Below are 18,778 nucleotides of genomic sequence, written 5' to 3' on the forward strand. Positions count from 1 at the left end.
GCGATAGGGTGAAGTATCAATATCCGACACGATTCAGACGTCGCAAATATAGATAGGAAGATCGAGTGGAGCTGCGTCACCTGCGCTACTTCGTCGCGGTCGCGGAGGAGCGCCACTTCGGTCGGGCCGCCGAGCGCCTGCACATGGCGCAGCCGCCCCTCTCCCAGTCGATCCGGCAGCTCGAGAGCGAGCTCGGGGTCGTCCTCCTCCATCGCACCACCCGTCGGGTCGAGCTGACCGAGGCCGGCGTCGCCTACCTCGCGCGAGCCCGCTCGGTGCTCGCCGAGCTGGAGGATGCCTCACAAGAGGTACGACGCGTCGCCGCCGGCGCTGTCGGGCATCTGGCGATCGGCGGCGTCGGCTCAGCGACGTACAGCGTGCTCCCGGCCCTCTCACGCCACCTCGCCGCCGAGCTGCCGGGAGTCGACTTCGCCTTCCGCGGCGAGATGCTCGCGCCCGACCTGGTCGAGGCGCTCCGCCAGGGCGGGATCGACGTCGCACTACTGCGCTCGCCGGTCGCCGACCTCTCACTCACGGTAGCGCCGCTGCGCCGCGACCGGCTCGTCGTCGCGCTGCCCGCCGACCATCGCCTGGCCACTCGTCGCCAGGTGCGCGTCGCGGATCTGGCCGAGGTCGACCTGATCGTGCACTCGGCCGACCGTCGCTCGATGATGTACGACATCGTCATCAGGCTGTTCCGCGATGCGGGGATCGACCCCCACGTGCGACACGAGGTCGGCGAGACGTCGACCCTGGTGACCCTCGTGGCCGGCGGACTGGGTGTCGCCGTCGTGCCCGAGCCGGTGACGGCTCTGGCGCTGGACGGAGTCGTCTACCGACCGCTCGTCCGCCCCGCCGTCAGCATCGAGCTCGCGGTCGCTCACCGCACCGACCGGACCGAGCCACACCTGCTGCGAACCGTCGACGTCATCCGCGGGATGTTCTGAGGGGCTGCATGGGGGCTGTCCGAAGATCCCCAGCGACCGGCGTAACGAAGTCATCGCTCTGCACGTCCTAGTCGATGACCGGCCCCGGAGTGCTCCCGTGTCCGCTGACGGCCGGTCGGTCCCCAAGGGGTGTGGCTCTGCTGTGGGGGCGGAGCCACACCCCCTCCCGACCTCTCACGAGGACGACCAGCCGTAACAGCCGACGTGCAGCCGGCGTCTTGAGAACGTGACGACTCCTGACCCGCCAGGCGACCCCTCAGCGCAGCCGCTGACGCCGATCCTCCTGCGGCTCATCGAGGAGCGCTTGGTCCGGTCCGAGGCGCACGAGTTCGACCAGCCGCACATCGTCCTGGTCAGCGGCGTGGAGAGCGCGACCTATGAGGGTCCCTACCCCAACGCGATCAGCGCGCTGCTCGCCGCCGCCGACACGGAGGCCGAGCTGGCCGACGACGACCTGCGCGTCTCGATCGCCCCGTTGTGGGCGCCGCGGACGTCGTGAGGGACGTTGTCGGCCAGCCCAGGTGCGCAGCACTGGCAGATGGTCGCAGCGCCGACGTGCGGCGAGTTGCGACCATCCGCCACTCTCGACTGAGTGCTACCAGGCCACGCTGAGGTACTGCGTCTCGAGGTACTCCTCGATCCCCGCGCGGGCACCCTCGCGGCCGATGCCGCTCTGCTTGAACCCGCCGAAGGGCGCCGACGGGTCGGAGACCAGTCCTCGGTTGACGCCGACCATGCCGGCCTCGAGCGCCTCGCCGATCTTGAGCGCCTCGGCGAGCTCTCCGAAGACATACGCCGCGAGCCCGAACTCGGTGTCGTTCACGGTGGCGAGCAGCTCGTCGACGTCGTCCCAGACCACGATCGGTGCAACTGGACCGAAGATCTCCTGGCCAAGGAGCGGGTCGTCGACCGAGAGCCCGGTGAGCACGACCGGCGGGTAGAAGTGACCGCCCGCGTCGGGGATCGGTGCCTGATGGGCGATGACCGCACCGCGCTCGACCGCCTCATCGACCAGCCGGGTGACCCCGGCCAGCGCCTTGGCGGAGATGAGCGGGCCGACGTCGTTGCCGTCCGCGGCGGGACCGACGCGCAGCGCCTCGACGGCCGCGCCGAAGCGGGCGGTGAACTCGTCGGCCACGTCGGCGTGCACGTAGAGCCGGTTGGCCGCGGTGCAGGCCTGACCGCCGTTGCGGAACTTCGCGATCATGGCCCCTTCGACCGCGTCGGTGACGTCTGCGCTCGAGGTGACGACGAACGGCGCGTTCCCGCCCAGCTCCATCGAGGTGTTGACGACCCGGTCGGCTGCCTGGCGCAGCAGGATCCGGCCCACCCCGGTCGAGCCGGTGAAGGAGATCTTCCGCACCCGCGGGTCCTCGAGGAGCGCCGTGACGATGGCCGGCGCGTCGGTGCCGGGCACCACGTTGACCACGCCGTCGGGTACGCCGGCCTCGGCGATCAGCCGCGCGATGGCCAGGGCCGTCAGCGGCGTCTCGGCCGCCGGCTTGAGGACGACCGTGCACCCAGCCGCCAGCGCGGGCGCGATCTTCCGGGTCGCCATCGCCGCGGGGAAGTTCCACGGGGTCACGAGCGCGGCCACGCCGACCGGCTTGTGGGTCACGATCGTGCGCGTCCCGCCCGCCGGGGAGGAGCCGAAGTCGCCGTGGGGACGCACGGCCTCCTCGGCGTACCACCGGAAGAACTCCGCGGCATAGGTGACCTCGCCGCGGGCGTCGACCAGTGACTTGCCGTTCTCAGCCGCGATGAGCTCGGCGAGCTGGTCGGCGTCGCGCAGCATGAGGTCGCGGACGCCGCTGAGGAGCTCGCTGCGGGTGCGCGGCGGCACGGCCGCCCACGCCGGCAGCCGCTCGGCGGCTGCGTCGACGGCGGCCACCGCGTCGGCGGCGTCGGCGTCAGCCACCGAGGCGATCGTCTTGCCGGTCGCCGGGTCCTCGACGTCGAAGACGCCTGCGGAGCCAGGGCGCCACAAGCCGCCGATGAGGACGCCGCTCGCGGGCGCAAGCGCGGCGATGGTCGCGGACACGGCCTCGGCCGCGGCCAGGTTCTCGGCCAGATTCTCGGCCAGATTCTCAGGACGGGTGCTCAGGTCGGTCACGGGTAGAGGCCTCTCAGCTCATGTGCTCGGTAGACGCGCTCGACGGCCATGCAGGTCGCCGCGAGACGCAGGGTCAGCCGGCGATCGCCGGCATAGGCAAGGACGTCACCCCAGGCCCGGGTCATCCGGTCCACCAGACGCTGGTTGACCTCCTCCTCGCTCCACCAGTAGGACTGGTTGGCCTGCACCCACTCGAAGTAGGACACCACCACCCCACCAGCGTTCGCGAGGATGTCGGGCACCACCAGAACGCCCCGGGCCTCCAGGATCCGGTCGGCCTCCGCGGTCAAAGGACCATTCGCGCCCTCCACGATCACCTGAGCCCGAACATCGCCGGCGTTGCCACCGTGGATCACGCCCTCGACCGCCGCGGGCACGAGCAGGTCGACCTCGGCGGTCAACACCTCGGCGCCGTCGATCGGCTGGGCACCGGGGAACCCGACCACGCTGCCGGTCTCCTCCACATGCCGCTCCACGGCGGCCACGTCCAGACCCGACGCCTGGTAGATCGCGCCGTAGACATCGCTCACCGCGACGACCGAGACGCCCTCCTCGGCCAGGAACCGGGCCGCGCCACGACCCACCTTGCCGAAGCCCTGCACCGCCGCCCGGGCACCGGCGACCGGGATCCCCACATAGCGCAGCGCTTCCACCGCGATCGCCACCACACCACGCGACGTCGACGCGGCCCGACCCTGCGACCCGCCCAACGCGATCGGCTTCCCGGTGACGACACCCAACACCGTGTGGCCCTGGCCCACCGAGTAGGTGTCCATCATCCACGCCATGGTCTGCTCATCGGTGCCGATGTCGGGGGCCGGGATGTCGTGCTCGGGCCCGATCACCGGGGCGATCTCGGAGGTATAGCGCCGGGTGATCCGCTCCAGCTCCGCCGTGGAGTACTGACGCGGGTCGACCCGCACCCCACCTTTCGCACCCCCATAGGGCACATCCAGCAGGGCACACTTCCAGGTCATCCACATCGCCAGCGCGCGGACCTCATCCAGGTCCACCCGGGCATCGAACCGGACGCCGCCCTTGCCCGGGCCACGCGAGTAGTTGTGCTGCACGCGGTAGCCGCGCAGCACCTCGGTGGTGCCGTCATCGCGACGCAGCGGAATGCTCACGCTGATCTCCCGACGCGGCTCGGCCAGCATCGAGAAGACCGCCGGACCCAGCTCCAACGTCTCCACCGCGGCCGCCAACTGCTCGCGCGCGTCATCCAGGACGGTGCGCTCGACCTGGGTCGCGACCTCGTCGACGGCGGTCATCGGGCGTTCGCCAGACCATCGGCGATGATCGCGAGGCCCTCGTCGAGCAGCTCATCGGAGATGCTCAGCGGCGGGAGGAACCGGATGACGTTGCCCCACGTGCCGCAGGTCAGGGCGATGACGCCGTTGCTGTGGGCGTGGGACGCGACGGCCTTGGCGAGCGCACCGTCGGGCTTGCCGGTGGCCGGGTCGACGAACTCGGCCGCGATCATGGCGCCGCGGCCGCGCACGTCGCCGATCCGCGGGTCGGCGGCCTGCAGCTCGCGGAGCCGGCCGACGAGACGCTCCTCGATCTGCCGGGCGCGCTCGAGCAGGCCGTCGGAGTCGATGGTCTCGATGACGGCGAGGGCGGCGGCGCAGGCGAGGGGGTTGCCGCCGTACGTCCCGCCGAGCCCGCCGCCGTGGACGCTGTCCATGATCTCGGCGCGACCGGTGACCGCCGAGAGCGGGAGGCCGCCGGCGATGCCCTTCGCGCTGACGATGAGGTCGGGGACCACGCCGTCGTGCTCGACCGCGAACCAGGTGCCGGTGCGGCCGAAGCCTGCCTGCACCTCGTCGGCGACGAAGAGGGCGCCGTTGGTCTGGCACCACTCGGCGAGCGCGGCGAGGAAGCCCGGCGCCGGCACGATGAAGCCACCCTCGCCCTGGACGGGCTCGATGACGAGCGCCGCGACCTGGTCGGCGCCGACCTGTGCCTCGATGAGGGCGACCGCACGCTCGGCGGCGAGCTTGCCGTCGATCTCATCGGCGTCACGGAAGGGGTAGGACATCGGCGCGCGGTAGACCTCGCCGGCGAACGGACCGAAGCCCTTCTTGTAGGGCATGTTCTTCGCCGTCATCGCCATCGTGAGGTTCGTGCGGCCGTGGTAGGCGTGGTCGAACACGACGACGGCGTCACGGCCGGTGTGGGCGCGCGCGATCTTGACAGCGTTCTCGACGGCCTCGGAGCCGGAGTTGAACAGCGCCGAGCGCTTCTCGTGGTCGCCCGGCGTGAGCTCCGCCAGCTTCTCGGCGACGGCTACATAGCCCTCGTACGGCGTCACCATGAAGCAGGTGTGCGTGAACGCCGCGACCTGCGCGCTGACGGCCTCGACGACGCGGGGAGCGCTGCTGCCGACGGTGGTGACCGCGATGCCCGACCCGAGGTCGATCAGCCGGTTGCCGTCGACGTCCTCGACGATGCCGCCGTTGGCTCGCGTGGCGAAGACCGGCATGGTGGTGGCGACGCCGGGGCTCACCGCGGCCTGCTTGCGCTTCATCAGCTCGATCGACTTCGGGCCCGGGATCGCCGTGGCGAGGTGACGAGTCTGCTCCAGATCACTGCTCATGGAACCAGGGTGGGTCCCGATGACAGTTGATGTCCAAGACTTGTTCGGCACTATTCTCATGCTCTGTGAGCATCGATCTTCGCCTAATGCGCTACTTCGTCGCCACCGCGGACGCCGGCTCGGCCACGCGGGCGGCCGCCGAGCTGCACGTGACCCAGCCCGTGCTGTCCCGGCAGCTGCGTCAGCTGGAGCACCAGGTCGGGCTGCGGCTCTTCGAACGAGAGGGGCGCCGGTTGCGGCTCACCGCCGCCGCCGAGGACTTCCTCGGCGTCGCCCGAGGGCTGCTGAGCCACGCGAGCCAGGTCGAGCGCGCGGCCGAGGCGCTGGCCTCCGGCCGCCTCTCCGCGCTGCACCTGGCCGCGCCGACGACCACCCTGACCGACGTGCTGGCGCCGTTCCTCGCGACCCTCGGCGCCGACGACCCCCTGCCGATGGTGCGCGAGGTGGACCCGCGCGGCGCCGTGGCCGCCCTGCGCTCCGGCGCCGACCTCGCGCTCATCACCCGCCGCCCGCCCCGTTCGGTGGCCTCCCGGACGCTCGCCGTCCTGCCCGTGTGGGCCTACGTGCGCGGCGACGACGCCTGGGCGTCGCGCCGCGCGGTCCGGGTCGCCGAGCTCGCCGAGCGCCGGCTCGTCCTCCTCGCGCCGGACTTCACCCCGAGGGCGCTGCTGGACAGCGCCGTCGAGGCGGCCGGCGTCGGCTACGGCGACGTCGTCGAGGTCACCAACGCCCAGGTCGCCCAGGCCATCGCGGCCGCTGGGCGCGGTGTCGCCGTGGTCACCGACGACCCGCGCTTCGACCTGGTGCCGCTCCACATCGGGGGCCCGGCGGGGCCCGTTCAGATCCGCCTGTACGCCGCCTGGGACCCCCGCCACCACGCGGCCGACGCGCTCGCGGAGCTCGCCGACCGGCTGGCCGCGTTCTGCGTCGAGCGGTATGGACCCGAGGTCGCGCCGTGAGTGGCGCTGCCGGGGCCGATTCACTGTCAAGCGGGGTCTTTGTCGATGCGCAATGCCCACGTCTGATAATCGGCGACCGACCCGGAGACGGGCTCGAGGCCGGCGCGTAGACACGCGTACTGGCTCGCCAGATTCTGTCGATGGACCTTGCCGGCCAGGACCAGGGTCGTACAGCGTCGGACGTCCGCCTCCAGCTCCGCGAATCTGCGGATGACCGCGAAGGCTTCATCTGCCGTCACCCCTCCTTGCTGTCGAAGGCTCAAGCCGACGCCGAGGGCCTGGATGTTGGCGACGAGGAGGCTCGAGTCGTCGTCGTAGACGACATGTGCCGCAGCTCCGAGGGCGCCAGAGCCGACACGACCCACGAGCAGATCGTCGCCGTGACGGAGGTGCCGGTCTGCCGATCGAAGATGCCGCTGTGCCTCCCACTCCCACGGGCGTGGGTGAGGAAGTCGCCTCCCACGCGGAGTGCGGGGATGGTCGGTCGTGCAGGTGAATCCTTGGAGCTCTCGGGCGGTCTCCTTGGACTTGATCAGGTGCCAGTCGAGCTCTGAGTCGGTCAACGCTGCTCCGGCGACCGACCCTCACGGAAAGCCTGGGCCCACTCCGCAGCGCTCGAGCGAGTCGCAAGCACCTCTACGTACGCGTCCCCCGCCCCGTCGTCCGGTTCCGGAAAGTCGATCTCGTCGATGGGCACGTCGAGCGCCCAGGCGAGAACGCGCGGATCGGCGACTCCTTGCTCGACTCGGCCCGCCAGTGCGGACAACAGTCCAAGCGGAAAGCGTCGCGCCGAGGAGTCTCGCTCCCGGTTCGCAATCGGATCACCCCATTCGCCGCCCCCGAGAGAGTCGACATGGCTGCGCAGCAGCCGCTGAGTCGGTTGCCCCAACGCCTCGCGGATGTCCTCGTCAACGGGCAGGCGGAGGTCGCGCAGTCGCCGGCGTAGAACCTCGGTCGACACGCCCGACTCCCAGACGACAGTGGCGAGCTCCTTCCGAGTGAGCCGCGCCCACGCGGGCCCCGCCAGGAACGACTCAGGCAGGAGGAGCGACGCTGCAAATGTGTCCGCAGGCCGTTCATGACGTTCGGGGTGGGCGCCGTCGTCGTGGTGGCCGAGAGCCAGGTGGCCGATCTCGTGCGCCAGTGACCAGTTCGACCGGAACCAGTGGGGCGTCGAGGCAAGCAGGATGACGCCTCGCGCGCCGATGCGGAGTGAGTAGTCGGTCGAGACATCGGGCACGCGAATCACGTCGACGCCGAGCCACCGCTCGGCCACATCTGCGAACCCCCGGACGAACTCGGCCGGCAGCAACCGGCGCACCTCGTGGGGATCCGTCGGCAATGATGTCGACGCAGGCGGACCCTCGGGATAGGCCGTTCGGTAGGCACGGACGACGTTCTGCAAGATCTGCTCGTCGCGCTCGCGCCCGGGATTGACTCGCTGTCCCCGAAGCGGGTCCCACGCATGGCGGGCTGCGATGTCGACACGGAGAGGGTCGGAGGTCCCCGTGATCAGCCAATGGATGTCTGCGCCCAATGCATCGGCTATTCGAGCCAGCTCCAGTGGCGCGAAACCTCGTTGACCATTGAGCGCACGCGAGAGGGCGTCCGGGGGCATGCCGACGTCCGCCGCCAGTCGCCGCTGGCTTGAGCCCGGCGACATGCGCGACCGAATGCGCTCGCCGATGGCTTCCATCTGATCCTCCACCGTCAGCTCGCCCTCCTCGCGTTGGGATAATCCCAACACGAGGACTCTATCAAGCTCCGCCGACAGCAGGCGCGTGCGCCGCGACCGGCTAACGGACAGCGAGGACACCATCCTCTGCATCGACGAGGTGTCGACGGGCTGAGGCGCACCGCCCGAGCGTCGTGTGGCGGCAGGGCCGCCCTCAGCTCGCCGTACGGACCGGCGGCTCCGTCTTGGCGCGCACCTCGTCCTCGGTGACGTCGGGCGCGAGCTCGACGAGCTCGAGACCGTCAGGGGTCACGTCGAGCACGCACAGGTCGGTGATGATGCGCTGCACGACGCCTCGTCCGGTGAACGGCAGCGAGCACTCCTCGACGATCTTGTGGGAGCCGTCCTTCGCGACGTGCTCCATGAGGACGATGACCTTCTTCGCGCCGTGGACGAGGTCCATCGCGCCGCCCATGCCCTTGACCATCTTGCCGGGGATCATCCAGTTGGCGATGTCCCCGGCCGCGCTGACCTGCATCGCACCGAGGATCGCGGCGTCGATCTTGCCGCCGCGGATCATCCCGAAGCTCATCGAGGAGTCGAAGAAGCTCGCGCCCTTGCGGACCGTCACGGTCTCCTTGCCGGCGTTGATCAGGTCGGGGTCGACCTGGTCGTCGGTCGGGTAAGCGCCGGTGCCGAGGATGCCGTTCTCGGACTGGAGCACCAGCTCGACGTCGTCGCCGACATAGTTCGGCACCAGCGTCGGCAGCCCGATGCCGAGGTTGACGTAGTCGCCGTCCTTCAGCTCCTGGGCTGCTCGGGTCGCCATCTGCTCGCGGGTCCAGCTCACTGGGCACCTCCCTCGGTCGACGCAGCCGCACGAACGGTCCGCTTCTCGATCCGCTTCTCAGCGGCCTGCTCGGGCGTCAGCGCCACCACGCTGTGGACGTAGACCCCGGGCAGATGGACGTCGTTGGGGTTCAGCTCGCCTGGCTCGACAAGCTCCTCCACCTCCGCGATGGTGAACCGGCCGCACATGGCCGCGACCGGGTTGAAGTTGCGGGCGGCGTCCTTGAACACCAGGTTGCCGTGCCGGTCGCCCTTCCACGCGCGGACCAGGCCGAAGTCGGCGACGATCGCCCGCTCGAGCACGTACTCCAGCCCGTCGAACGTCTCAGTCGGCTTGGCGGGCGAGGCGATCTCGACGTTCCCGGAGGCGTCGTACTTCCACGGCATGCCGCCCTCGGCGACCTGCGTGCCGGTGCCGGTGCGCGTGTAGAACGCCGCGATGCCCGAGCCTCCCGCTCGCATCCGCTCCGCGAGCGTGCCCTGGGGTGTCAGCTCGACCTCGAGCTCGCCGGAGAGGTATTGCCGGGCGAACTCCTTGTTCTCCCCCACATAGGAGGCGACGACGCGGCGCAGGCGGTGCGCCGAGAGGAGGATGCCCAGGCCCCAGTCGTCGACGCCCGCGTTGTTCGAGACGACCTCGAGGTCGCGGGTGCCGGCGTCGTGGAGGGCACCGATGAGCACCGACGGGATGCCGCAGAGACCGAACCCGCCGACCGCCAGGGTGGCGCCGGACGGGATCACGGACACCGCGGCGTCTGCTGAGGAGACGACTTTGTCCATGCCGGAAGTGAAAGGGCTGCCGCCCGACACATCAAGCCCCTCGGCGGCATCTGCTCGGACGACAAACCCGCCACGGCGGTATCGTTCACTGAGTGAACACGCCGCCGGACGTCGTCGGACGCATCGGCCTCGTCCTCAAGAGCGTCTCGAGCGGCGAGCCGAACGGTCTCACCACGTCCGCCGTCGCCACGTCGGCCGGGCTCGCGCGACCCACCGTCCACCGGCTCCTCATGTCCCTGTGGCAGATCGGCCTCGTCGACCGCACCACCGAGGGCCTGTGGTCACTCGGCCCTGAGCTCTACCTGCTGGGGACGACGGCGGCGAGCCGGTACGACGTCACCGACGTCGCCCAGCCGTTCATCAAGCGACTATCGGAGACGACCGGCGAGAGCGCGTTCTTCTCGATCAGACGCGGCGACGAGACCGTCTGCCTGCTGCGGGAGGACGGCAGCTTCCCGATCCGCTCCCATGTCCTGCACGAGGGCATCCGCTTCCCGCTCGGCGTTGCGTCCGCCGGGCTGGCGATCCTCTCCTACCTCCCGGAGCCCGAGATCGAGCGCTACCTGGCGAGCGCCCCCCTCGAGGCGACGTACGGCTCGACGCACGCCGCCGACGCGGTCCGCGAGCGGATCCAGCGCACACGACGCCAGGGGTACGCCGTCAACCCCGGCCTGCTCGTCGAGGGCAGCTGGGGCATCGGCGCGGCCGTCTTCGACCAGCACGACCGACCGCGCTGGGCGGTCAGCCTCACCGGCATCGAGCAGCGCTTCAGCGCGGAGCGCCGGCGCCGGCTCGGGCCGCTGGCGCTGCAGACGGCGCACGAGATCGGGAAGGCGCTTCGCTGAGGCCGGTGGTCATCGCTCGCGCCGATGTCGGATCGCCGCACGACGCTCGGCGCGATACTGCTCGATGAGCTCGTCCTGCACCGGCGGCAACGGGCCCCCGGTCGCGTTGGCGAGGAAGAAGTCCGTCATGGCCGGGTTGCGCACGAGCACCGGGCCGTGGAGGTAGGTGCCGATGAGGTTCCCCTGGACGATGCCCTCGACATGGTCGTGCCCGCTGCCGATGCCGTGGACGACGGTGCCGAGCGGGAGGGCGCCCACCTCCAGGCGCGCGTCACCACGGTGGTTCTCGAACCCCTGCACCTCGCCCAGCAGAGGGGAGGAGAGTGCCACCTCCCCGACGGCTCGGCGTCCGCGCAGCCGACGGCAGGTCACCCCGAGCTGGCCCAGCCCCGGGACGATCGTGCCGTCGCGCTGCACGAAGGACTCCCCCAGGAGCTGCAGGCCGGCGCACACCCCGAGCACCGATGCCCCGCGGTCGATGCCATGGACGAGTCCAGGCTGCTCGCGAAGCAACGACATCGCCGCGGACATCGAGGCGTCCTCCGCACCACCGAGGATGTAGAGGTCGGCGGTCGCCGGGATGGCCTGGCCGGGTGCGACGTCGATGATCTCGGTGTCCAGACCGCGCAGACCGGCCCAGAAGCGGAACGCGAGCGCGTTGCCGCGATCGGCGTACAACCCCAGCAGGTCGGGGTAGATCACGATCACGGCGAGGTCAGGCAAGGTGGAGCTCCCGCCGCGCGGCCTGGAAGCAGGTGTAGGTGGCGACGAGGTCGACGTCGCCCGGAGGCAGCGCCCGGACGCCGTCGAGGACCGAGGCGACAGTCTGGTCGGGGTCGAGCCCGTCCAGGTGGAGGCGGGTGGCGAGGTCCGTCGCACGTGGTCCCGTCACCACGACCCGACGGCTCCGGAGACGCTCGAAGTCGACGTCGTAGAGCCACGAGGCGTCGCGACCGTCGACACCGTCGGCGCTGAAGGCGAGCAGTGTCGACGCGCCGTCGCGGAGCATGCCCAGGACGGCCTGCCAGCCGGCCGGGTTCTTCGCCAGGAGCAGGCGGACCCGTCGGCCGTCCACGGGTACGTCCCGGTAGCGACCCGCCACGTCGTGGACGCCCGCTGCGATGGCCGCCAGCGCGGTCTCGGCGGGGACCTGGCCGCGCACAGCCGCCACGGCCGTGGCCGCATTGGCCAGGTTCGCCTCGCCCGGAAGTGCGTCGTACGCCTGCAGCGGAGTGCCCTCGACGTGGATCAGGCCGGCGCGCACCTCGGTCGAGGGCCGAGGCCGGCGCAGGCCGCAGGAGGACGACCAGTCGCCGGCGCGATCGCGCAGGACGTCGTCGCAACGCGGGCAGAGGACCGAGTCGTGGACCCACCTCGGTCCTGCGCTGACATAGTCGGCGGCGGCGGCCTCGCTGGCCGCCCACACCACGGCCGGGTCGTCGGCGTTCGCCACGACGTGCGGCACCTGACGCATGGCGCGCCGCCACGCCTCGGCCAGGGGGAGGATCTCCGGCTTGCGGTGCAGCTGGTCGCGGCTGAGGTTCAGCAGGACCGCCCGCTGCGGTCTGAGCATGCGGACGGCCCACGGCACCCAGGCCTCGTCCACCTCCGCCACGATGTCGTCGCTCGTCGCCGTGGCGACGAGCCAGGCCAACCCGTGTGGCGTGTTGGCGCCGTCCGCGTTGGTCGAGACCGGCCCGTGGCGGCGCAACGCGGCCGCGATCATCGCCGTGGTCGTCGACTTGCCGTTGGTCCCGGACACGATCGTGATCCGATGGGAGCGCGCCTGGGCGGCCACATCGCGTGAGGCCAGTCGGAGGAGCACGGCGCCGCCGATGACGTGGCCGGACCCGCGGGTCAGCGTCCGCGAGAGCCAGGACGCGACCCGGGCCAGCCGCAGCGCCACCCGATAGCGGACCGAGGGAACCGGCATGCTCTCCATGACAGCACCCGATACCTGTCACGAGCCTGACTGCCGAAGACCTCTTCCCGGGGGACGAGGCCTCAACTGACCTCGCTGATCACGCGCGGCAGCGTGGGAGGCAGCTCGCGGGCGAGGTAGCCCAGCCGAGCGACCGAGCCTGCCAGCCGTTCCCCTGCGCGGGCGTGCAGGTAGGCCGCCCACACCGCCGCCTTGGCCGGCTCCTCACCGCGGGCGAGGAGTCCGGCAGCGATGCCGGCCTGGACGTCACCCGAGCCCGAGACTCCGAGGCCCGGGCCGCCCCCTTCGACGACCCACACCCGCCCGTCCGGTGCGGCGATGTGCTTGCCCTCTCCGCCCGCCACCACGACCGCGCCGGCGCGCTGCGCCAGCTCGAGGGCGGCTTCGGCCGTGCTCTCGGCGGTCTCGTCCTCCTCACGCTGCAGCATGAGCGCGAGCTCCTTGATGTTGGCGGTCACCACCGCGGCGCCCTCGAGGTGCGCGAGGCCGTCGGGATGCGCGGTGAGGTACGCCGTGCCGAGCGCGTCGATCGCCACCGGCCCCTCAACCCGCGGCAGGATCGCCGACAGAAGGGCGACAGCTGCGTCTGGGTCGGCGAGCCCCGGACCGAGCAGCAGCGCATCGGCTCCTGCGGCCGCCTCGACGATGGCCGGGGCTGCGGTCTGTGATACCGACCCGTCCTCGTCCTCGTCGAGCCCCAGCACCCGGGCCTCTGGGACCGCGACGCCGAGCGCAGCGGTCACCGAACGGGCGGTGGCGAGGACGAGCTTGCCGGCCCCTGATCTGAGCGCGGCCTCACCGGCGAGGCGGACGGCGCCCGGCGTCGTCGCACTGCCGCCCAGGACGAGCAACGTGCCGCGCGACTCCTTGCCCACGCCCGGCTCCGAGAGGGGCCACGAACGCAACCGCGCCGGGGTGACGACCTCAGGGGCCTTCGCGATCATGCGCTGTCCTCCTCCGTCACCACGGAGTGCTCCCCCACCGCTCGCGTGTCGGCGAACGTCTCCAGCTCGAACCCGTCTCCGGAGCAGCGGAATCGTGTGAAGGAGGCGTTGGGGATCTGCACCTCCCGGTCGATCTCGAGGAGGCGCTGCTCGTCGATGCCCTCGAGCACGTAGCGGAACGCCATGATCACGGCCTGGTGGCTGAAGACCCAGATGCGCTCACCGTCGTAGCCGTGTCCCAGATCGGCGAGGAAGCTGCGCACGCGGAGCACGACGTCGGCCCAGCTCTCGCCGCTGGGCGGCTGGTAGTAGAACTTCCCGAGCTTGTCCCGCCTCGCCGCCTCCTCGGGATACCGCGCGCGGATCCCCCGGCCCGTCAGCCCGTCGAGAATTCCGAGGTCCCGTTCCCGCACCCGCTCGTCGACGACCAGCGGCAGCTCGGTGTGTCCGAGGGCGACCCGAGCGGTCTCGGCCGCTCGGCGGTACGGCGAGGTCACGACCAGGGTCGGACGCCATTCCTGCGGGGCCTCCGCGAGCCATCGTCCGACGGCCTCGGCCTGGTCCCTGCCGAGCGGGGACAGCTCGACGTCCGCGTCGCGGTCGTGAAGGTCGAGCTCCTCCGATGCGGCGCTCCTGGCCGCCGCGTCGGCTCGGTTGCCCATGCTCTCGCCATGCCGGACCAACGTCAGGGAGTCCGGTCGCGTGCACCATCGTGGTTCCACGCCACTTCGTACCCAACGCCGCGCGCCAGGAACGTCTCTTGGTCGCGCTCGGGTCGGCGATCGGTTCTTGCATGCCAGAGGGCCGAATACAGTCCTTGGCATGCCAAGAGACATTCATAGATGAGCGTATTATGTGAAGTATTGACAGGGGGACTGTGGCGCACATAACGTCTTCTTGTATGCAAGGCGTTGGCAATCGTCATCGCGGCGCGTCACCATCGTTCAGTCGTCCGGAGGTCGAACTCATGAACCCTCAGCAACCATCACCCGGAGCACCCGTAGGCGGAGCCACCGACCTCCATTACCGCGACCGCGTGGCAGCGGTCGAGCCGTACGGTGTGGATGCCATCCCTGACTCCGAGCGGCACGGGCGCCCGGTCTCCCAGTTCTTCATCTGGTTCGCCGCGGGCATGAACTTCCCGATCATCGTGCTCGGCTTCATCGCCGTCAGCTTCGGGCTCTCGCTCACGTCGTCGGTCACCGCGATCCTCGCCGGGGCCTTCGCCGGCTCGCTCGTGATGGGCGTGATGTCGCGGATGGGTGGGCGACTCGGCGTCGCCCAGCAGATCCAGGCGCGCGGACCGCTCGGCTTCTTCGGCAACTTCGTGCCGGTCGCCTACGTCAACGTCTTCGCCGGCATCGGCTGGGCCGCCGTGACGGTCATCCTGGGGGCACAGGCCGCGCACGCGCTCGTCCCGGCGATCCCCTACTGGCTGGGCGCACTCGTGCTGGTGAGCCTCCAGCTGGTCGTGGCGGTCTACGGCTACAACATGATCCACTTCCTGGAGCGGATCCTCGCCGTCGTGCTGTTCGTCGGGTTCGCGATCATCAGCGTCGTCTCGGTCAGCCGCGGCTGGCAGGGCGGCTTCTCCACCAACTCCCACGCGGCGTGGTGGATCGGGGGCGTGGGCGGCTGGATCACGTTCGGTGGCTACTTCCTCTCGTTCCTCATCGCCTGGTGGCCCTTCGCCTCGGACTACTCCCGCTACCTGCCGGACAACGACAAGGTCAGCCGTGCGACGGGCTTCTGGACCTTCCTCGGCAACTTCGTCTCCCTCTCCTGGCTCGGCATCACAGGCGCGCTGCTCGGCAGCTCGGCCCAGGCCGGCGAGAGTCCCATCGAGGCGCTCGTGCGGATGACCGGCCCGTGGCACGTCGTCGCGCTGCTGGTCGTGATGATCTCCTCCTTCTCGCAGAACTTCCTCAACGTCTACGGGGGCGCCATCTCGGTCCAGACACTGCGCATCCCCGTGAGCCGTCGGACGGCCGTCATCGTGATCTGCGCGGTCGCCTACGTCATCAGCCTCTGGGCCTCGGCCGACTTCGAGGCGAAGTTCAAGAACTTCCTCTTCATGGGCGCCTACCTCATCGCTCCGTTCGGCGCGATCCTGATGCTCGACTACGTCTTCGGCCACCGGCACCAGCGGGCGCGCATCGCCGAGCTCTTCGACGCCACGCGCATTCTCGAGTGGGGCTTCGTCGCCTGGTTGGTCGGCGCCCTCGCCTCGGTCCCCTTCTGGAACCTGTCCTTCTACGTCGGCCCGATCGCCAAGGCCCACCCCGAATGGGGCGACCTGTCCTACTTCGTCGGCTTCGCCGTCGGGAGCGTGGCCTACCTGGCGACCTACCGGCTGCCCACCCTGTGGAAGCTGAAGGGACGCGAGGCCGCCGCGATGGCTCACTCGGGCACGGTCGGCGTGCAGAGCGCCGGCGGTCCGGACGATCAGGTCCTCCTCCGTCAGAGCTGAGCGGGGCGCCCGCTGATTCGGTCGCCGCTGAGTCGGTCGCCGCTGAGTCGGTCGCCGCTGAGTCGGTCGCCGCTGAGCGGCCCGACAGATCGGCCCTGGTCCCATCGGATCGGGGTCGATCTGCATATCCGAAGGAGGCTCGCCCTGCGAATCCGATGCGTCCTCTGGAGTCCCAGGGCACTCGTCTCCAAGCACGTCGGCGAGGGCGTGCTGGTGGGGCACGTCGACCGCGGCCGCAGCTACCGACGACGGCCAGGGACCACGGCCAGGGACCACGGCCAGGGGTCATCGGCCACCGGCACCCGGCCACCGGCCCGGGCCACGAACGACGACCGGGTCGCTGAACCACTTCCAGGTCACAGTCGATTGACTGTGACCTGGAATTGCTTCCCGGCATCGCTGTGCAGCGAGCGGCGTCGGCGTGTGGTCGAGGTGACACCGATCGGCCGACGGCGCGCGACGAGCAGCGCCCTGCAGCCCACACTGCGACACGGCGGCTCGGCGCTGCTACACGGCAGCCACGCCGCGGCCAGCGGACGGCCTGGAGCGGCCCGGGCCCGGAGCGCACGTGGCAGGTGCCCCGCGGGGACACACGCGCGGGCACCCGCGACAGGGCCACGCGCGAGCGCCAGCAGCTCCCGCGGCCGACCTCGGGACGCACTCAGGCGCGCAACGACGTCCCGACGAGCTCCGCGGCCGTCATCACCGTGATGAGCGGCGCGTTGGCGTGCATGAGCTCGAGCGCAGCGTGGTGAGCCGCGACGGTCGCGCCGGCACACGCATCGGCGACGACCGTCACGGAGCGGCCCGCGTCGGCCGCGCCGAAGGCGGTCGAGAGGACGCAGCACTCGGTCGCCACGCCACAGAGCACCAAGTCGGCGTCACCGACCACCTCGCGCAGCCGGTCGGTCCACTTGGAGAACGTCGGCTCGTCGACGACGGGCGCATCCGGCGTACGCCGCATCGAGAGGTCCCAACGCGGGTCGTCGGGCGGGATGCGGAACTCGGTCCACCGGTCGTAGTAGTCGCGCCAGGCGCCCTGCTCGGCCTCGTCCCGCACGAAGCGGGTGAACACCGTGCGGCCCGTGAACCGCGGTGCGAGGTCACCGATCACCTCCACGGCGGCATCGGCGCCCTCGGCGTACCAGCCGCTCGCGGGGTCGGTGAAGACGTGCTGGATGTCGACGACGACCAGCCAGGGCGAGGCGGCGGCCTCGGACATGGTGCCTCCTGGTGCAGGGGACGGGGTGAGCGTGAATGCTCCGCGGGTCGGGGCTCCGCGTGGGCGAGATCTGCGGAGATGCCACCAGCGCCCCGCACCGATCGCAGGATCGGCGCGGGGCGCGGGGGCGTAGGTCCAGTATCAGCGCCTCACTGGAAGGCGGGGACGACCTCGTTGACGAAGAGCTCGAGGGAGCGGCGCTTGTCCTCGTGGCTCATGCTGTTGTCGATCCAGAAGCTGAACTCGTCGATGCCGAGCTCCTCGTAGTAGCGCAGACGCTCGATGACCTCGGCCGGCGTGCCGATCATCGCCGTCTTGTGCAGCGACTCGGGCTCGAACTCGGGACGCTCGGCGAACTTCGACTCCGGGCTGGGCTCGAGGAAGCCGTCGGTCGGCGCCGTCTTGTTGCCGAACCAGGCGTCGAAGGTCCGGTAGAACTTCCCGATCGCCTCCGCGGCGGGCCGCCAACCGTCCGGGTCGTCCGCGGCGTGCACGTGGGTGTGGCGCAGCACCATGATCTCGGGCCGTCGCGTCACCTCGGGATGGTTCGCGATGGCGGTGTCGAACTTGCTCTTGAGATCGACGACCTCCTCGTCGCCCTTCATCAGCGGGGTCACCATCACGTTGCAGCCCTCGGCGACCGCGAAGTCGTGCGACGCGGGGTCGCGGGCGGCGATCCACATCGGCGGCGTCGGCTGCTGGATCGGCTTCGGGACGCTGGTCGACGTCGGGAACTGCCAGATCTCCCCGTCGTGGGCGTAGTCGCCCTGCCAGAGCTCGCGCACGGCCGGCACCAGCTCGCGCAGGTGATTGCCGCCGTCGGTGGCCGGGAGGCCGCCGAGCATGCGGTCGAACTCGAACTGGTAGGCACCCCGGGCGAGGCCGACCTCGGCGCGGCCGTTGCTGATCACGTCGAGGAGAGCCGTCTCACCCGCGACGCGGATGGGGTTCCAGAACGGCGCGATGATGGTCCCCGCACCCAGGCGGATCGTCGAGGTGCGCGCGGCCAGGTAGGCCAGCTGCGGCATGGGGCTCGGCGAGATCGTGTACTCCATCGCGTGGTGCTCGCCGATCCAGACGGTGCCGAACCCGCCCTGCTCCGCCATCAGCGTCAGCTCGACGAGGTTCTCCCAGAGCTGACGGTGGTCGACGCTGTCGTCCCAGCGCTCCATGTGCACGAACAATGAAAATCTCACGACTGCTCCTGTTCCTCGGGCTCCGACGCGACGGCCGTGCCGTTCGCCAGGTCCATCTCCTGCAGGGTGACGTCGCCCGTCGCCCAGTGTGTTCTGGCTACTTCGTTGACCACGATGCGGACGTGGTCGGGTCGTGCGCCCACGGTCTCGACCAGGGCAGAGTGCACACGGTGGATCATCGAGCGCAGCTGCACGTCGCTGCGTCCTGCGCCGATGGTGATCTCGACGTGGGGCATC

General features: G+C 70.6%; 19 protein-coding genes. 5 read left to right on the forward strand and 14 right to left on the reverse strand.

Going from position 1 to position 18,778, the window contains the following annotated elements:
* The first annotated feature begins 65 nt into the window (after window positions 1-65).
* Together ACYQ1K_RS04560 and ACYQ1K_RS04565 are read left to right on the forward strand one after the other, a co-directional pair.
* Entirely contained in the window at window positions 66-947 is an 882-nt protein-coding gene (locus ACYQ1K_RS04560) for a LysR substrate-binding domain-containing protein (RefSeq protein WP_459981628.1), read from the forward strand.
* Between the two features lie 226 nt (window positions 948-1,173).
* The gene (locus ACYQ1K_RS04565) at window positions 1,174-1,446 is read left to right on the forward strand and encodes a hypothetical protein (protein ID WP_459981629.1); all 273 of its coding nucleotides are present in this window, start codon (window positions 1,174-1,176) and stop codon (window positions 1,444-1,446) included.
* A 96-nt stretch (window positions 1,447-1,542) separates the two neighbouring features.
* On the opposite strand, the gene ACYQ1K_RS04570 is transcribed toward ACYQ1K_RS04565, so the two are convergent.
* The 3 genes from ACYQ1K_RS04570 to gabT all read right to left on the reverse strand — a co-directional run bounded on the left by ACYQ1K_RS04570 (window position 1,543) and on the right by gabT (window position 5,659).
* Window positions 1,543-2,934 (reverse strand): NAD-dependent succinate-semialdehyde dehydrogenase, encoded by a 1,392-nt coding sequence (locus tag ACYQ1K_RS04570; RefSeq protein WP_459981903.1) that lies wholly within the window; start codon window positions 2,932-2,934, stop codon window positions 1,543-1,545.
* A gap of 122 nt (window positions 2,935-3,056) precedes the next feature.
* Entirely contained in the window at window positions 3,057-4,331 is a 1,275-nt protein-coding gene (locus tag ACYQ1K_RS04575; protein WP_459981630.1) for a Glu/Leu/Phe/Val family dehydrogenase, read from the reverse strand.
* A complete protein-coding gene (gene gabT, locus ACYQ1K_RS04580) occupies window positions 4,328-5,659 on the reverse strand; it encodes a 4-aminobutyrate--2-oxoglutarate transaminase (protein WP_459981631.1) in 1,332 nt (443 codons plus the stop codon). The genes ACYQ1K_RS04575 and gabT overlap by 4 nt, the downstream gene beginning before the upstream one ends.
* 65 nt (window positions 5,660-5,724) lie before the next feature.
* On the opposite strand from gabT, the gene ACYQ1K_RS04585 reads away from it, so the two are divergent.
* Window positions 5,725-6,618: a LysR family transcriptional regulator gene (locus tag ACYQ1K_RS04585; RefSeq protein WP_459981632.1), complete on the forward strand. Its 894-nt coding sequence runs from the start codon at window positions 5,725-5,727 to the stop codon at window positions 6,616-6,618.
* A 26-nt stretch (window positions 6,619-6,644) separates the two neighbouring features.
* On the opposite strand, the gene ACYQ1K_RS04590 is transcribed toward ACYQ1K_RS04585, so the two are convergent.
* The 4 genes from ACYQ1K_RS04590 to ACYQ1K_RS04605 form a co-directional block, all read right to left on the reverse strand.
* Entirely contained in the window at window positions 6,645-7,181 is a 537-nt protein-coding gene (locus ACYQ1K_RS04590; protein ID WP_459981633.1) for a hypothetical protein, read from the reverse strand.
* The gene (locus tag ACYQ1K_RS04595) at window positions 7,178-8,362 is read right to left on the reverse strand and encodes an ImmA/IrrE family metallo-endopeptidase (RefSeq protein WP_459981634.1); all 1,185 of its coding nucleotides are present in this window, start codon (window positions 8,360-8,362) and stop codon (window positions 7,178-7,180) included. The genes ACYQ1K_RS04590 and ACYQ1K_RS04595 overlap by 4 nt, the downstream gene beginning before the upstream one ends.
* 145 nt (window positions 8,363-8,507) lie before the next feature.
* Complete coding sequence (locus tag ACYQ1K_RS04600) at window positions 8,508-9,143, reverse strand: CoA transferase subunit B (RefSeq protein WP_459981635.1); 636 nt, start codon at window positions 9,141-9,143, stop codon at window positions 8,508-8,510.
* Window positions 9,140-9,922: a CoA transferase subunit A gene (locus tag ACYQ1K_RS04605; protein ID WP_459981636.1), complete on the reverse strand. Its 783-nt coding sequence runs from the start codon at window positions 9,920-9,922 to the stop codon at window positions 9,140-9,142. The genes ACYQ1K_RS04600 and ACYQ1K_RS04605 overlap by 4 nt, the downstream gene beginning before the upstream one ends.
* 92 nt (window positions 9,923-10,014) lie before the next feature.
* Here ACYQ1K_RS04605 and ACYQ1K_RS04610 point away from each other — a divergent pair, with 92 nt between their 5' ends.
* Window positions 10,015-10,767, forward strand: coding sequence for an IclR family transcriptional regulator (locus tag ACYQ1K_RS04610; protein WP_459981637.1), 753 nt, complete (start codon window positions 10,015-10,017; stop codon window positions 10,765-10,767).
* Window positions 10,768-10,776: 9 nt separating this feature from the next.
* Here ACYQ1K_RS04610 and ACYQ1K_RS04615 read toward each other — a convergent pair whose 3' ends face one another.
* From ACYQ1K_RS04615 to ACYQ1K_RS04630, 4 genes are all read right to left on the reverse strand, one after another.
* Window positions 10,777-11,490 (reverse strand): type 1 glutamine amidotransferase, encoded by a 714-nt coding sequence (locus ACYQ1K_RS04615; protein ID WP_459981638.1) that lies wholly within the window; start codon window positions 11,488-11,490, stop codon window positions 10,777-10,779.
* A complete protein-coding gene (locus ACYQ1K_RS04620; RefSeq protein WP_459981639.1) occupies window positions 11,483-12,709 on the reverse strand; it encodes a Mur ligase family protein in 1,227 nt (408 codons plus the stop codon). Before ACYQ1K_RS04620 ends, ACYQ1K_RS04615 begins: the two co-directional genes overlap by 8 nt.
* A 62-nt stretch (window positions 12,710-12,771) precedes the next feature.
* The gene (locus ACYQ1K_RS04625) at window positions 12,772-13,653 is read right to left on the reverse strand and encodes an NAD(P)H-hydrate dehydratase (protein WP_459981640.1); all 882 of its coding nucleotides are present in this window, start codon (window positions 13,651-13,653) and stop codon (window positions 12,772-12,774) included.
* A complete protein-coding gene (locus ACYQ1K_RS04630) occupies window positions 13,650-14,489 on the reverse strand; it encodes a histidine phosphatase family protein (protein WP_459981641.1) in 840 nt (279 codons plus the stop codon). The genes ACYQ1K_RS04625 and ACYQ1K_RS04630 overlap by 4 nt, the downstream gene beginning before the upstream one ends.
* 131 nt (window positions 14,490-14,620) lie before the next feature.
* Here ACYQ1K_RS04630 and ACYQ1K_RS04635 point away from each other — a divergent pair, with 131 nt between their 5' ends.
* Window positions 14,621-16,123 carry a purine-cytosine permease family protein gene (locus ACYQ1K_RS04635; RefSeq protein WP_459981643.1) on the forward strand — a complete coding sequence of 501 codons (1,503 nt, stop codon included), beginning with the start codon at window positions 14,621-14,623 and terminating at the stop codon, window positions 16,121-16,123.
* 661 nt (window positions 16,124-16,784) lie between these two features.
* Here ACYQ1K_RS04635 and ACYQ1K_RS04640 read toward each other — a convergent pair.
* The 3 genes from ACYQ1K_RS04640 to ACYQ1K_RS04650 form a co-directional block, all read right to left on the reverse strand.
* A complete protein-coding gene (locus tag ACYQ1K_RS04640; protein ID WP_459981644.1) occupies window positions 16,785-17,345 on the reverse strand; it encodes a cysteine hydrolase family protein in 561 nt (186 codons plus the stop codon).
* Between the two features lie 149 nt (window positions 17,346-17,494).
* On the reverse strand, window positions 17,495-18,541 hold the full coding sequence (locus ACYQ1K_RS04645; protein ID WP_459981647.1) for an LLM class flavin-dependent oxidoreductase: 1,047 nt from the start codon (window positions 18,539-18,541) through the stop codon (window positions 17,495-17,497).
* Window positions 18,538-18,777, reverse strand: a complete 240-nt coding sequence (locus ACYQ1K_RS04650; RefSeq protein ID WP_459981648.1) for a tautomerase family protein — start codon at window positions 18,775-18,777, stop codon at window positions 18,538-18,540. The genes ACYQ1K_RS04645 and ACYQ1K_RS04650 overlap by 4 nt, the downstream gene beginning before the upstream one ends.
* Between the last annotated feature and the right edge of the window lies 1 nt (window position 18,778).

The sequence above is a fragment of the Nocardioides sp. AN3 genome (assembly GCF_054653495.1).